At 71.9% G+C, this 12,108-nt stretch carries 9 protein-coding genes; 3 read left to right on the top strand and 6 right to left on the bottom strand.

The genetic code is table 11. The features are described from left to right. Nucleotides 1-19: 19 nt before the first annotated feature. From AB0L65_RS25885 to AB0L65_RS25900, 4 genes are read right to left on the bottom strand one after another with little or no spacing between them, the layout of a single operon-like run. Entirely contained in the window at nucleotides 20-1,876 is a 1,857-nt protein-coding gene (locus tag AB0L65_RS25885; protein ID WP_364249664.1) for an NAD-dependent epimerase/dehydratase family protein, read from the bottom strand. Continuing rightward, on the bottom strand, nucleotides 1,861-2,808 hold the full coding sequence (locus tag AB0L65_RS25890; protein ID WP_364249667.1) for a methionyl-tRNA formyltransferase: 948 nt from the start codon (nucleotides 2,806-2,808) through the stop codon (nucleotides 1,861-1,863). The genes AB0L65_RS25885 and AB0L65_RS25890 overlap by 16 nt, the downstream gene beginning before the upstream one ends. Continuing rightward, complete coding sequence (locus tag AB0L65_RS25895) at nucleotides 2,805-3,494, bottom strand: PIG-L family deacetylase (RefSeq protein WP_364249670.1); 690 nt, start codon at nucleotides 3,492-3,494, stop codon at nucleotides 2,805-2,807. The genes AB0L65_RS25890 and AB0L65_RS25895 overlap by 4 nt, the downstream gene beginning before the upstream one ends. Further along, nucleotides 3,481-4,485 carry an NAD(P)-dependent oxidoreductase gene (locus AB0L65_RS25900; RefSeq protein WP_364249673.1) on the bottom strand — a complete coding sequence of 335 codons (1,005 nt, stop codon included), beginning with the start codon at nucleotides 4,483-4,485 and terminating at the stop codon, nucleotides 3,481-3,483. Before AB0L65_RS25900 ends, AB0L65_RS25895 begins: the two co-directional genes overlap by 14 nt. 176 nt (nucleotides 4,486-4,661) lie before the next feature. Here AB0L65_RS25900 and AB0L65_RS25905 point away from each other — a divergent pair, with 176 nt between their 5' ends. From AB0L65_RS25905 to AB0L65_RS25915, 3 genes are all read left to right on the top strand, one after another. Beyond that, nucleotides 4,662-5,810, top strand: a complete 1,149-nt coding sequence (locus AB0L65_RS25905; RefSeq protein WP_364249676.1) for an amidohydrolase family protein — start codon at nucleotides 4,662-4,664, stop codon at nucleotides 5,808-5,810. Between the two features lie 80 nt (nucleotides 5,811-5,890). Beyond that, on the top strand, nucleotides 5,891-8,695 hold the full coding sequence (locus tag AB0L65_RS25910) for a glycoside hydrolase family 2 TIM barrel-domain containing protein (RefSeq protein ID WP_364249679.1): 2,805 nt from the start codon (nucleotides 5,891-5,893) through the stop codon (nucleotides 8,693-8,695). A gap of 88 nt (nucleotides 8,696-8,783) precedes the next feature. After that, nucleotides 8,784-9,593, top strand: a complete 810-nt coding sequence (locus tag AB0L65_RS25915; protein ID WP_364249682.1) for a methyltransferase domain-containing protein — start codon at nucleotides 8,784-8,786, stop codon at nucleotides 9,591-9,593. Between the two features lie 55 nt (nucleotides 9,594-9,648). Here AB0L65_RS25915 and tuf read toward each other — a convergent pair whose 3' ends face one another. Both tuf and AB0L65_RS25925 read right to left on the bottom strand, forming a co-directional pair. Beyond that, nucleotides 9,649-10,824, bottom strand: coding sequence for an elongation factor Tu (tuf, locus tag AB0L65_RS25920; RefSeq protein ID WP_364249685.1), 1,176 nt, complete (start codon nucleotides 10,822-10,824; stop codon nucleotides 9,649-9,651). 556 nt (nucleotides 10,825-11,380) lie between these two features. Beyond that, nucleotides 11,381-12,010, bottom strand: coding sequence for a hypothetical protein (locus AB0L65_RS25925; RefSeq protein WP_364249688.1), 630 nt, complete (start codon nucleotides 12,008-12,010; stop codon nucleotides 11,381-11,383). Between the last annotated feature and the right edge of the window lie 98 nt (nucleotides 12,011-12,108).

The following is a 12,108-nucleotide window of genomic DNA, read 5'->3' on the forward strand; positions in this document are numbered from 1 at the left end:
CCGGCGGAGCGATCCCCGCCTAAGAGCGGTCGCTCTCGTAGGCCAGCCACTGCGCGAACGTGTGCAGCCCGTAGTCCGGCGTCACACTCTCCCGCCACCCCAGCTCGACCCCCGCCCGCTCGACGTTCACCAGCGGCCCGGGAGGCTCGTCGGACGTCTCGACGTCCATCGGACGCACCGCCTGTGACACCGCCTCGGCCAGCTCACTCATGCGCAGCCGCTTCCGGTTGGCGACGTTGTACACGCGCCCCGCAACCCCCCGTTCCAGCGCGGCCAGCACCGCCCCGGCGACGTCCTGTACGTGCACCAGCTGCACCGGACGCCCGGAGACAGGCGCGGGACGGTTGAGCGACGACCTCAGCACCAGGTCCGCCACCGGCCCGAGCTGAGGCATCCCGGGGCCGTACGGCTCACCCAGCCGCAGCACCACCGCTCCCGGCGCGGCCGCCTCCACCTGCAGCAGGGCCCGCGACACCGGCGTGGCGGCGGGAGACACGGGCGTCTCCTCGTCCACCCACTTCCGCTGCGGATAGACGTGGACCGAGCTGAGCAGCACCCCGCTCCGCCCGCCCGCGAAGGCCGCCCGCGCGAGCCGCAACTCCTCCTCCGGGTCGGCGTCCGGGGACCAGCCGAGGGCGCACACGTGCACCACCGGCACGCCGGAGTCCCCGGCGGCGGCGAGACGGAGGCCCCGGTCGGTGAGCGCGTGCGCCAGGTGCTCCCGGACGAACGTCTCGGCACCGCTCACGGCCACCGTCGCAGACGGCCCCAGGGCCGCGATCGAGGGGATCGGGGGCGGCGAGGTCACGGAGCGTGGCGAGCGATCCGCCGGGCCCGCCCCAAGGCCTGCCTCCAGGCCCGACCGCGCCACCTCGTGCAGTTCCGCCGACAGCCGCCCCAGCTCCCGCCCCGAGAGCTCGTGGCACAACCCGCCCGCCCCCATCGTGGCCAGCGCCTCGTCCACGACCCGAGCGTCCCCCAGCCCTCGGCCCCCGCCCACGACCTGGGCGTCTCCCGGCTCGCGCCCACGATGCACGACCCCCATCGTGTACGCCGTCAGCCACAGCGCCCCATGCGCCCCCGCGCCCGCCCGCGCCACCAGCGCGCCCGCGTCGATCCCCAGGCCCGCCAGATAGTCCTCGCACCGCAGATCCCGCCACCGCCCCGACCCCGGCACCCGTACGGCGCACTGCGCGACACCCCGCTTGAAGAACGGGATCACCGGCAGATCGTCCAGCACGGCGTCCTCGCCCAGCCCCGCCAGCGGGTCGTCGGTGAAGAAGCACGGCGAGCGGCGCACCCCCTGGAAGTCGTTGTCCACCAGGCTCGCCAGGTCCTCGTGCTCGGCCAGGCTGGGCACCGCCACGAACACCGGCACCCCGGCCTGCCGCAGGTACCGCCCCATGAGCACATCGTCGGGCCACGTGTCGCCCCGGCCCGCGGCCCACTCCACGTACCCCTCGGCGACCTCCTTGGGCAGCAGCAGGGCGGCCACCGGCGTGTACTCGCCCGCCCCCGCCACCCAACGCGCCCCGGCCAGCGCCCCCTGGCGTACGGCGGCGCCGTTGCGCGAGTTCCAGAACGCGAACAGGGCGAGCGCGGCGTGCGGCATGGCGCGGGCGGCGCGCTCGGCCCGTTGGAAGAACGTGCTGGAGAGCACCATGTCGTCGTGCAGGAGGAAGTGGTGGGTGGAGTCGCCGGGGATGCTCGACCAGGCCAGCAGCGAGGTGCGGAACGCCGAGGGCCGGCCCCCCGGATCGGGGTCGGTGACGACGTCGAGCACGCCCCCGGCCAGCCGCGCGGCCGCCTCCCTGCGCTGGGGATGCGCCATCACGGCCCCGCTCAGCCGCACGCCCCGATTCACGTCCCCAGGCATGCGCCTACCGTGAGCTCGCCCGACTCGACGAGGTCAAGGGCGTCGCGCCGGTCCGCGCCCTCCCACCGCACGTCGCGTAGCACCAGCAGCCCCGACCCGCAGGCCACCAGCACGCCGCCGGTCCCGGTCGACCACACGGGCGCGAGCACGGTCCCGGCCGGTTCCGTGCCGCTGAGCTCGATGAGGTCTGCCCCAATGAGATCTGCGCTGTGGACGTACAGCCGCCGCCCGGAGACGGACGTGAACGCCCCCGGATAGGGCGGGGCCAGCGCGCGTACCCAGTCGTAGAGGTCGGAGGCGGGCCGGGACCAGTCGATCAGCCCGTCCTCGGGCCGCCGCTTCTCCCACCACGACCCGCCGGGCCCCTGCGGGCGCGCCACCACGCGGCCCTCCAGCAGCAGCGGGATGTACGTCGCCAGCAGGTCCACGTTGATCTCGGTGACCTTGCGGTAGACGGCGCCGACGTCGTCGCGCCGGCTCACCGTGAACTCCCGCTGCGCGATCAGGTCCCCGGTGTCGGCCCCCTCGTCCAGGAAGAACAGGCTGACCGCGCTCGTCTCCAGCCGCTTGATGATCGTCCACGGCAGCGCGGCCCGCCCCCGCCCCTCGGGCAGTCGCGTGGGATGCAGCCCGATGGACCCCAGGGGACACACCGACAGCAGGGGCTCGCGCACCAGCTGCGACCATCCCGCGATCACGAACAGGTCCATGTCCTTGACCAGCTCGTACGCCTGCCCGTCGTTGATGTCGGCCGTCTCCAGCAGCGGGATGCCGTGCTTTTCGGACGCCTCCCGCAGCGGCGCGAACCCGGAGCGGTGCTGCAGCGCGGGCGGGTAGCCGATCAGCAGCGACGGCGGGGTGCCCTGCGCCACCAGCACGTCCACCGCCGGCGCGGCGAACTCCATCCCGGTGGCGAACGCGAACGTCTTCACAGGACCTCCCTCAGCACACCGAACGCCTCCGCGCGGGTGACGCCGATCTCCGCTCCGCGTAACGTGGCCAGCGCCGTCACCGAATCCTCGCTCCTGATGTGCGGTGAGGGCCGGTGCTGGCTCTCGTACGCCCGCAATGCCGCAAGCTTCGCGTCCATATAAGCGGATATATCGCAGTAAGCCGTCGAGCGGGGCATCGGCTCGGACGCCCACTGGATCTTCGACATCTCGTACATGAAGACGTTCGGCACCAGCCACTTGCCGAACTGCTGCGCGATCGGCCGGGCGGCGGCGAACCCGGCGTCGAAGACCGCGCAGTGGTCCTGGTCGTAGTCGGCGAAGCTGGGCACGAGCAGCAGGTCGGGCCGCCGCTCGTTCAGGGCGTGCTCGAACAGGTCCACCAGCTCCCGGCGCGGCAGCGTGTCGAGCCGCTCGGTCAGCCCGCGGTCCCCGTACGCGATCTCGAAGGTGAAGCCGAGCAGGCCCCGCACGGCCTCGATCTCGTCCAGCCGCTGCCGGTAGGTCGTGGCGCCGGCCAGCCCGTAGTGGCGCATGCCGTCCACCGCCAGATACAGGACGTGCACCTCGGCACCGAGCTCGGCCTGCGCGGCCATCAGGCCGGCACAACCCAGGACCTCGTCGTCGGCGTGGGGGGAGATCACCAGGACGCGGTCAAAGCGGCGCATTCACTGCCCTTCGGTCCTCGCGGGCGCGGTAGTAGTCGGCGGTGGCCATGATGAGCTCGTCGAGGGTGACGCGGGGCCGCCAGCCCAGGTCGGTGGCCGTCCTGAGCGCCGGGATCTTGTGGAAGGACTCCGCCTCGGCGTAGTGCGGCCCGTGCACGGTCCGGCCGTCCACGCCGACGATGGGGGAGGGGCTGCCGAGCAGGGCCTTGACGCGTTCGGCGAGCTCCATGACGGTGACGGCGTTGGCCGGGTTGCCGACGTTGATGATGACGTCGTCGCCGTCCAGCGCCGCGTCCATGAAGCCGATGAGGAACGCCGTCAGGTCACTGGCCGCGATGAACGCCCTGACCTGCTCCCCGCCCGCGAACACCGTGATCGGCCGCCCGGCCAGGGCCTGCTGCACGAACGTGGGCATCACGAACCCGCCCGCGCGCGACTGCCGCGCGCCCGCCACGTTGAAGGGCCGGATGACGATGCCGCGTAACCCGTGCCGCCGGCTGTTGCAGACCATGGCCTCGGCCAGCGTCTTGGCGACGGCGTACTCGATGCGCGTGTTGTACTGCGTCGGCACGACGATGTCGTCCTTCTCGTCGAGCACGCCGCTGCGCCCGTACACCTCGGCCGAGCTGAACATGCACAGCGGCACCCCGGCGGCGGCGCACGCCTCGATGACCGGCGCGGTGCTGCCGATGATGTCGTGCCCGAGCCGCCCCGACCGTGACAGGATGCTGGCCGGGCCCACGTAGGAGGCCGCGTGGATGACGCGGTCCACGCCCGCGAAGTCGCCGCCGGAGGCCAGGTGGTCCTCCACGCGCTGCCTGACGACCGTGCAGCGCGGGTCGGTGTCGTAGTCCTCGCCGTCCACGACCGCTCCGGCGTTCGAGTCGATGATCCGTACGCGGTGGCCCGCCGCGAGGTAGGCGTCCACCAGATGTGAGCCGATGAATCCGAGACCGCCGGTGATGACTACTTCGCCACCTGGTGCTCGCACGGACCCGCCTTTCCCGCTCGAGGAAAACGGTCATACTGGGACCTAGGCGGGATTAAAACAGTTTTCGTCTGTCTTGTCACCCATGGCCACAACTTTTCACCGCGGCGCGTGAACCCCTCCTGACGCGGGTAGCTCCCTATCCTGACCGGGCAGGGAGACCTGGGGAGACACCGCCGATGTCCAGTGAGCTCGACCTCATGCCCGCCGGCTTCGTGCGGGCCATCGAGGAGATGGCGCTGGTGGACCACCACGTGCACGGCGTCACGTCCCACGACCTGTCGCGCCGGGCGTTCGAGGAGCTGATCACCGAGTCCGACCGGCCGGTGCCGTCGTGGATGACCCCGTTCGACTCCCAGGTCGGCCACGCCATCCTGCGGCACTGCGCGCCGGTGCTCGGGCTGGACCCGTACTGCGCGCCGGAGGAATACCTGGCCAGGCGCGCCCGGCTCGGCGCCGACGAGACCAACCGGCTGCTGCTGGGCGCGAGCGGCATCGGGCACTTCCTGGTCGAGACCGGCTACCGGGGCGAGGAGCTGCTCGGGCCCTCCGGCATGGCGGAGGTCACCGGCGTGCCCGCCGACGAGGTGGTGCGGCTGGAGGCCGTGGCCGAGCAGGTGGCCGCCGGCGGGTGCGGGGCGGGCGCGTTCGCCGACCGGTTCGCCGAGGCACTGTGGGAGCGCACGCGTACGGCACGCGGGCTCAAGAGCATCGCCGCCTACCGCTGCGGGCTCGACTTCGACCCCGCGCCACCCTCGCGCGAGGAGGTCACGGAGGCGGCCGGGCGCTGGTTGTCCGCCGGGGGCGGGCGGCTGTCCGATCCCGTGCTGCTGCGCCACCTCATCTGGACGGGGCTGGAGCGGGGCCTGCCGCTGCAGTTCCACATCGGGTTCGGGGATCCGGACGTGGACCTGCGCCGGTCGGACCCGCTGCTGCTGCGCGGGCTCATCGAGCTGGCCGAGCCGACCGGGGTGCCGCTGCTGTTGCTGCACTGCTACCCGTACCAGCGGCACGCGGGGCTGCTGGCGCACGCGTACCCGAACGTGTTCTTCGACGTGGGGCTGGGCGTGAGCTACACCGGCGCGCGCAGCGTGGCGCTGGTGGCCGAGAGCCTGGAGGTGGCGCCGTTCGCGAAGCTGCTCTTCTCCTCCGACGGCTTCGGCCCGGCCGAGCTGCACTATCTCGGGGCGCTGCTGTGGCGGCGGGCGATGGCGCGGGTGGTCGGCGGGTTCGTGGCCGAGGGGGAGTGGTCGGTGGAGCAGGCGATGCGGGTGGCCTGGATGGTGGGCGCGGAGAACGCCCACCGCGTCTATGACCTCGGAGGGTGAAGGAGAACGATGTTCCGCCCATGTGTGGACAGAAAACTCATCGATGACGAAACCATCTCTAACCTCTAGGCTCGACCGCGATGGATCTCGAAACTTTCTCCCCCGGTTCGGGACTGCTCGAACCCCGGGCAGCACTCCGCTCTGACGCGCCCGCCCTCGACCTCAACGGCACGTGGCGCTTCCGCCTCTCACCCACCGCGAACGTCCCTGACGACTTCGCCCAGCCGGCCTTCGACGACGCCGGCTGGGACGAGCTCCCGGTCCCGTCCCACTGGAACCTGCACGGGCACGGCGCACCCGCGTACACCAACGTCGACTTCCCGATCCCCGTCGACCCGCCCCGGGTCCCGGACGAGAACCCGACGGGCGACTACCGCCGCGTGTTCGACCTGCCGGAGGGGTGGACGGGCGGCCGGCTGCGGTTCGAGGGCGCCGACTCCTTCGCCAGGGTCTGGCTCAACGGCCACGAGCTGGGCTTCTGGACCGGCAGCAGGCTGCCCGCCGAGTTCGACGCGGGGCCGTACCTGCGGCCGGGGCGCAACGTGCTGGCCGTCCGCGTACACCAGTGGTCGGCCGCCAGCTACCTCGAGGACCAGGACATGTGGTGGCTGCCGGGCATCTTCCGGGACGTCACCCTCACCCGCTCCAGCGCCGACGTCTTCGTGCGCGCCTCCTACGCGGACGGGCGCGGCACGCTGAGCTTCGAGGGCTCGGGCACGCTGAGCGTCCCCGAGCTCGGCGTCGCCGACCTCGCGCCCGGGGCGGAGGTGACGCTGGAGGTGGAGCCGTGGACGGCCGAGGCGCCCCGCCTGTACGACGCCGTCCTCACCCTCCCCGAGGAGACGGTACGGCTGCGCGTCGGCTTCCGCACGATCTCCATCGTGGACGGCGTGCTCCTGGCCAACGGCCGCCCGCTGCTGTTCAAGGGCGTGAACCGGCACGAGTTCCATCCGGAGAGCGGCCGGACCCTGACGTACGAGACGATGCGCGAGGACGTGCTGCTGATGAAGCGGCACAACGTCAACGCCGTCCGGACCAGCCACTACCCGCCCCACCCCGACTTCCTCGACCTGTGCGACGAGCTGGGCCTGTGGGTCATCGACGAGTGCGACCTCGAGACCCACGGCTTCGGCATGATCGGCTGGCGCGGCAACCCCACCGACGACCCCCGCTACGCCGACGCGCTGCTCGACCGCATGCGCCGCATGGTCGAACGCGACAAGAACCACCCCAGCATCATCATGTGGTCGCTCGGCAACGAGGCGGGCGTCGGCCGGAACCTGGCCGTCATGTCCGACTGGACCCGCGAGCGCGACCCGTCCCGCCCGATCCACTACGAGGGCGACCGGTCCTGCGCGCACACCGACGTCTACTCCCGCATGTACGCCTCGCACGCCGAGGTCGAGCTCATCGGGCGGCATGAGGAGGCGCCGCTGGACGACCCCGAGCTGGACGCGCGGCGCCGGGGCATGCCGTTCATGCAGTGCGAGTACGCCCACGCCATGGGCAACGGGCCCGGCGGGCTGGCCGAGTACCAGGAGCTGTTCGAGAAGTATCCGCGGCTGGCCGGCGGGTTCATCTGGGAGTGGATCGACCACGGGCTGGCGCATCCGGAGTACGAGTACGCGTACGGCGGCGACTACGGCGAGCCCGTACACGACTCGAACTTCGTCATCGACGGCCTCGTCTTCCCCGACCGCACGCCGTCGCCCGGGCTGATCGACCTGAAGAAGGTGTTCGAGCCGGTCCGCTTCGAGTTCGGGGACGGCGTGGTGCGCGTCGTCAACGGTCACGGCTTCGCGGACCTGTCGCACCTGGAGTTCCTGGCCACGGTGGAGGCGGACGGGGAGACGGTCGCCGAGCACCGGCTGACCGTTCCCGCCGAGGGCGGCGAGGTCAAGCTGCCCGCCGCGCCCGGCCTGGACTCGGGCTCCGAGGTGTGGCTCACCGTACGCGCGGTGCTGGCGGCCGACCAGCCGTGGGCCGGAGCGGGCCACGAGGTGGCCTGGGGCCAGGCGCTCCTGTCGCCGCTCATCGGCGAGGCTGTCGAGGGCGCGCCCGCGACGTGGAGCGCCGGGCTGGTCCGTGACGGCGGCGAGATCTCCGTGGGTTCCGCGGGGGACTCGGCCTTCGACCTGGAGACCGGGCGCCTGATCAGGCTGTTCGGCGTCGAGGTGGAGGGGCCGCGGCTCGGCCTGTGGCGGGCGCCGACCGACAACGACACCTACGGCGGGCTGGCCGGCAAGTGGCGCGGGCTCGGCCTGCACCGCCTCACCCACCGCGTGGACGAGGTCGAGATCGGCGACGCGCTGACCGTGCGTACCCGGGTGGCGCCGGCCGCGACCGACGCCGGCATGCGCGCCACCTACACCTGGACGGCCTCGGACGGCGGCCTGGAGCTGAGGGTGGACGTCGAGCCGGAGGGCGACTGGGCCGACCCCATCCCGCGCCTCGGGCTGGACATGTCGCTGCCCGCGGGTGCGGTCGAGCACGTCACCTGGTTCGGCAGGGGGCCGGGCGAGGCGTACCCGGACACCGGGATGGCCGCCAGGGTCGGCCGCTGGCGGGCGACCCTTGACGAGTTCCAGACGCCGTACGTGTTCCCGCAGGAGAACGGCCACCGGGCGGACGTGCGCTGGGCCGACTTCGGCGCCTTCACGGTGCGCGGGTTCCCGGCGTTCGGGCTGACCGCGCGGCCGTGGAGCGCCTTCGACCTGGACCGGGCGCGGCACCGGCCGGACCTGGTGCCGGGAGAGCGCGTGCATCTGGGCCTCGACCTGGCCCAGCAGGGCATCGGCACCGCCACCTGCGGGCCCGGCGCCCTTCCCGTCTACGACCTCAGGGCCGGGCGGGCGACGTTCAGGCTCCGCTTCGAGCCCAGCTGACCGACGGATCTGATCATGCGCGGCCCCTCCCTCGGGGCCGCGCAGCCTTCGTGCTGACCGTTCACTGACGTTCAACGGGAGGAATGTGATGGATGCCAAGGAATACCTGGCCGGTGTGTTCGACCGCGCGTCCGGGACGTACGAGCAGGTGGGGGTGCCGTTCTTCGCGCCCGTGGCCGCCGAGTTGGTACGCCAGGCCGCGCCCGGGCCGGGCGACCGCGTCCTGGACGCCGGCTGCGGGACGGGCGCCTCGCTCGTGCCCGCGGCCCAGGCCGTCGGCCCCACGGGGCGGGTGGTCGGGCTGGACCTCGCGCCCGGCATGGTCGCCGCCGCCACGGCCGAGATCGAGCGGTACGGCCTGAGCCACGCGACCGTCCTGCTGGGCGACGCGGAGCGGGCCGAGGAACTGCTGCCCGGCGAGCGGTTCGACGTCGTGCTGGCCGGGATGATGCTCTACTTCCTGCCCGACCCGCTGGCCGCCGTACGCTCCATGACCGGGCTGCTGCGGTCCGAGGGCCGGTTGGCGGCCAGCCTGCTGGTGCGGTCGAGCCCGGTCGAGGTCGAGCTGCTCGGCCTGGTCGGGCGGGCGCTGGAGCCGTACACGTCGGGGGCGGGCGGCGCCCCGTTCAGCCACACGCTGGGCTCGGCCGAAGAGCTGACCGGGCTGTTCGAGGCGGGCGGGCTGGGCGGGGTCCGGCACGAGGACGTGGTGTTCGAGGTGGTCGTCGAGGCGGGGCAGGTGTGGGACTGGCTCTGGTCGGCCGCCCGCAGGGCCCCGCTGGAGGCGATCCCGGAGCACCTGCGCGAGGAGGCCCGGGCGGCCCTGGAGGCGGCGCTCCCCCAGGACCGCTACGTGCTTCCCCGCACGGTCCGCTTCGCGACGGGCGTCCGCCCCTGATCGGACGCGCCCGGCCCTTCTCCTTCCGGGGCCGGGCGCTCCCTTCCGGGGCCGGTCAGGCGTCGGGCACGGTGAGGATCGTGCCCGCGCCGACCGTCAGCCCGCCCTCGCGGATGGCGAAGCCGAGACCGGGCTCCAGCGCGACCGCCTTGCCCAGCTCGACCGCCACGTCCACCGTGTCACCCGGCCGGGCGGCGACGGCGCCGCTGAGTGTCAGCTCCCCGGGCACGTCCGTCGTCCGCAGGTAGAACTGCGGCCGGTAGCCGGACGCGATCGGCTTGCGCCGCCCGCCCTCATCCGCGGTCAGGAGGTACACGCGGGCGGTGAAGGACCGGTGGGCGCGCTGGCTGCCGGGCGCCGCCAGCACCATGCCGCGCCGTACCTGCTCGCGGCGGACCCCGCGCAGCAGCACGGCCGCGTTGTCACCGGCCTCGCCCCGCTCCATCGTCTTGCCGAACGTCTCCACGCCCGTGACGACGGCGCCGAACGCCTCACCGAACCCGACCGCCTCCACCGAGTCACCGACCCGGACGGTGCCGCGCTCGATGGCCCCGGTGACGACCGTGCCCCGGCCGGTGACCGTGAGCACGTTCTCGACCGGCATGAGGAACGGCGCGTCCACGTACCGCACCGGCACGGGGATGTGCTCGTCCACCGCCTGGAGCAGCGCCTCGATCGACGCGATCCAGACCGGGTCGCCCTCCAGCGCCCGCAGCCCGGACACCCGCACCATCGGGACGCCGTCGTAGCCGTGCTCGGCCAGCAGCTCCTGCAGCTCCAGCTCGACCAGGTCGGTCAGCTCCGGGTCGGCGCCGTCGGCCTTGTTGACGGCCACGACCAGGTGCTCGACGCCGACCCGCTTGGCGAGCAGCACGTGCTCCCTGGTCTGCGGCATGATCCCGTCGTGCGCGGACACGACGAGGATCGCGCCGTCCAGCTGCGCCGCCCCCGTGATCATGTTCTTCACGTAGTCGGCGTGCCCGGGCATGTCCACGTGCGCGTAGTGGCGGGTGGCGGTCTCGTACTCGACGTGCGAGATGTTGATCGTGATCCCGCGCCGCGCCTCCTCGGGCGTGCGGTCGATCCGCTCGAACGGCGTGTACGTGGCCTGCCCGCGCTGCGCCAGCACCTTCGTGATGGCGGCGGTCAGCGTGGTCTTGCCGTGGTCGACGTGCCCCATCGTGCCGATGTTGAGATGCGGCTTGTTCCGTACGTAGGCCTGCTTGGCCATGGTTCCTTCCTTGAGACCTGGTTTCCGTGTGACCCGTACTCGGGGCCGACAACCTCCCCCCGCCGGGTCACCTCAGGACTCACGGGAAGAGGTCAACGCTCCAGGCCGTCGCAGGCACGCTCAAGCACGCCCGGCACCGCGGGCGTCACAAGGAGAGCGTGCAGGAACATGAGGAACATGGTGCGACCCACAGCAAGCGACCGCAACCGAATATTCCCCAGGGGTAGGTGGGCCGATGCCACCCTCCCGTTGCCCATCCGGATGGTCGGCCTGCTGGAGCCCGCCCCGCGCCAAAGGTCTTCGCCACGGCGGCGCTTCGCGCCAAAGGGCTCAGGCGTCCTTATTGTGGCGCCTGACGGCGCAACCCCCGCGCCTTCGGCGCCATCGCGGGCCCACCCGTTGACCGACGAGGCGGTGGGCCGACTGACACCCACCCCGGACCGGCATGCCCTTCGGGCACTTCGGAGGCCGAAACGGAACCCAGGACAGCCCTCGCCCGGAGATGGCCCGATCCTGTAGGCACGAGATCGAGGGATTCAAAGCTTGGCGAGCAAATCTACTGCGCCAATTGAGCGCAACTGGCGCAGGCGCGTGAGCTCGTTACTCGAAATGGCAATGACCAACCGCAGATCGGAAGGGGGTATGCATTCTGTCCGCACAGGGCTCGCTTCGCGTCCGATGGGACGGCATGTTGGACGGCCTCTCGGTCGTAGCCTGAGAGCCCCAGGCGCAAGCAGATGGTGTTCTCATCCGCCTTGGACTCGCCAGGATGAACAAGCAGATCATCCCAATGGAAGGACCACCTTCGAACCCTGCCGAGCAGGTCGTTCGGGCTGCCATCCAGTTCGAGAAGGGCGAGGGTGCCGTTGCGGAGTGTGGCGACCACCCTTCCGTGTTCGCCGATAAGCCAAATGTCGGCGTTTCGTGTGCTGATGGGGCTGTGAAGCAGTTCGACGACCTCGGCTGGGTGGCGGGCGTAGATGACGCGCTTGCGGCGCTCGTCCCAGCCTGAGCGCCACCAGAACAATTCACCGTCGCACCAGACGACCAGCCCGATCCAGACGGATACCAAGGTCAGGCCGTAGCCGTCGTGCACGTCTGTGGGGATGCCCAGGGCCCCGAGGGCTTCGGCCAGCTCGTCGGCGGCCAGTTTCTGCGGTGAGAGATAGCGGTTTGGTGGTTTCATGAGCGGCCCTCCCCTTCCATCGGCGGTGACGTAGCGTGACGGTATGCGTCGGCTGAGCCGCGACCCAGGAAAGAAATTCCGGGGTATGCGGTGAGCGC

It is taken from the genome of Nonomuraea sp. NPDC052116 (genome assembly GCF_040680035.1).
GTDB classification, from domain to species: domain Bacteria; phylum Actinomycetota; class Actinomycetes; order Streptosporangiales; family Streptosporangiaceae; genus Nonomuraea; species Nonomuraea angiospora_A.

Coding starts and splice junctions, on each gene's coding strand:
- AB0L65_RS25915 (WP_364249682.1), top strand. CDS start 8,784: ATGGATGCCAAGGAATACCTGGCCGGTGTGTTCGACCGCGCGTCCGGG.
- AB0L65_RS25905 (WP_364249676.1), top strand. CDS start 4,662: ATGTCCAGTGAGCTCGACCTCATGCCCGCCGGCTTCGTGCGGGCCATC.
- tuf (WP_364249685.1), bottom strand. CDS start 10,824: ATGGCCAAGCAGGCCTACGTACGGAACAAGCCGCATCTCAACATCGGC.
- AB0L65_RS25895 (WP_364249670.1), bottom strand. CDS start 3,494: ATGCGCCGCTTTGACCGCGTCCTGGTGATCTCCCCCCACGCCGACGAC.
- AB0L65_RS25910 (WP_364249679.1), top strand. CDS start 5,891: ATGGATCTCGAAACTTTCTCCCCCGGTTCGGGACTGCTCGAACCCCGG.
- AB0L65_RS25885 (WP_364249664.1), bottom strand. CDS start 1,876: ATGCCTGGGGACGTGAATCGGGGCGTGCGGCTGAGCGGGGCCGTGATG.
- AB0L65_RS25925 (WP_364249688.1), bottom strand. CDS start 12,010: ATGAAACCACCAAACCGCTATCTCTCACCGCAGAAACTGGCCGCCGAC.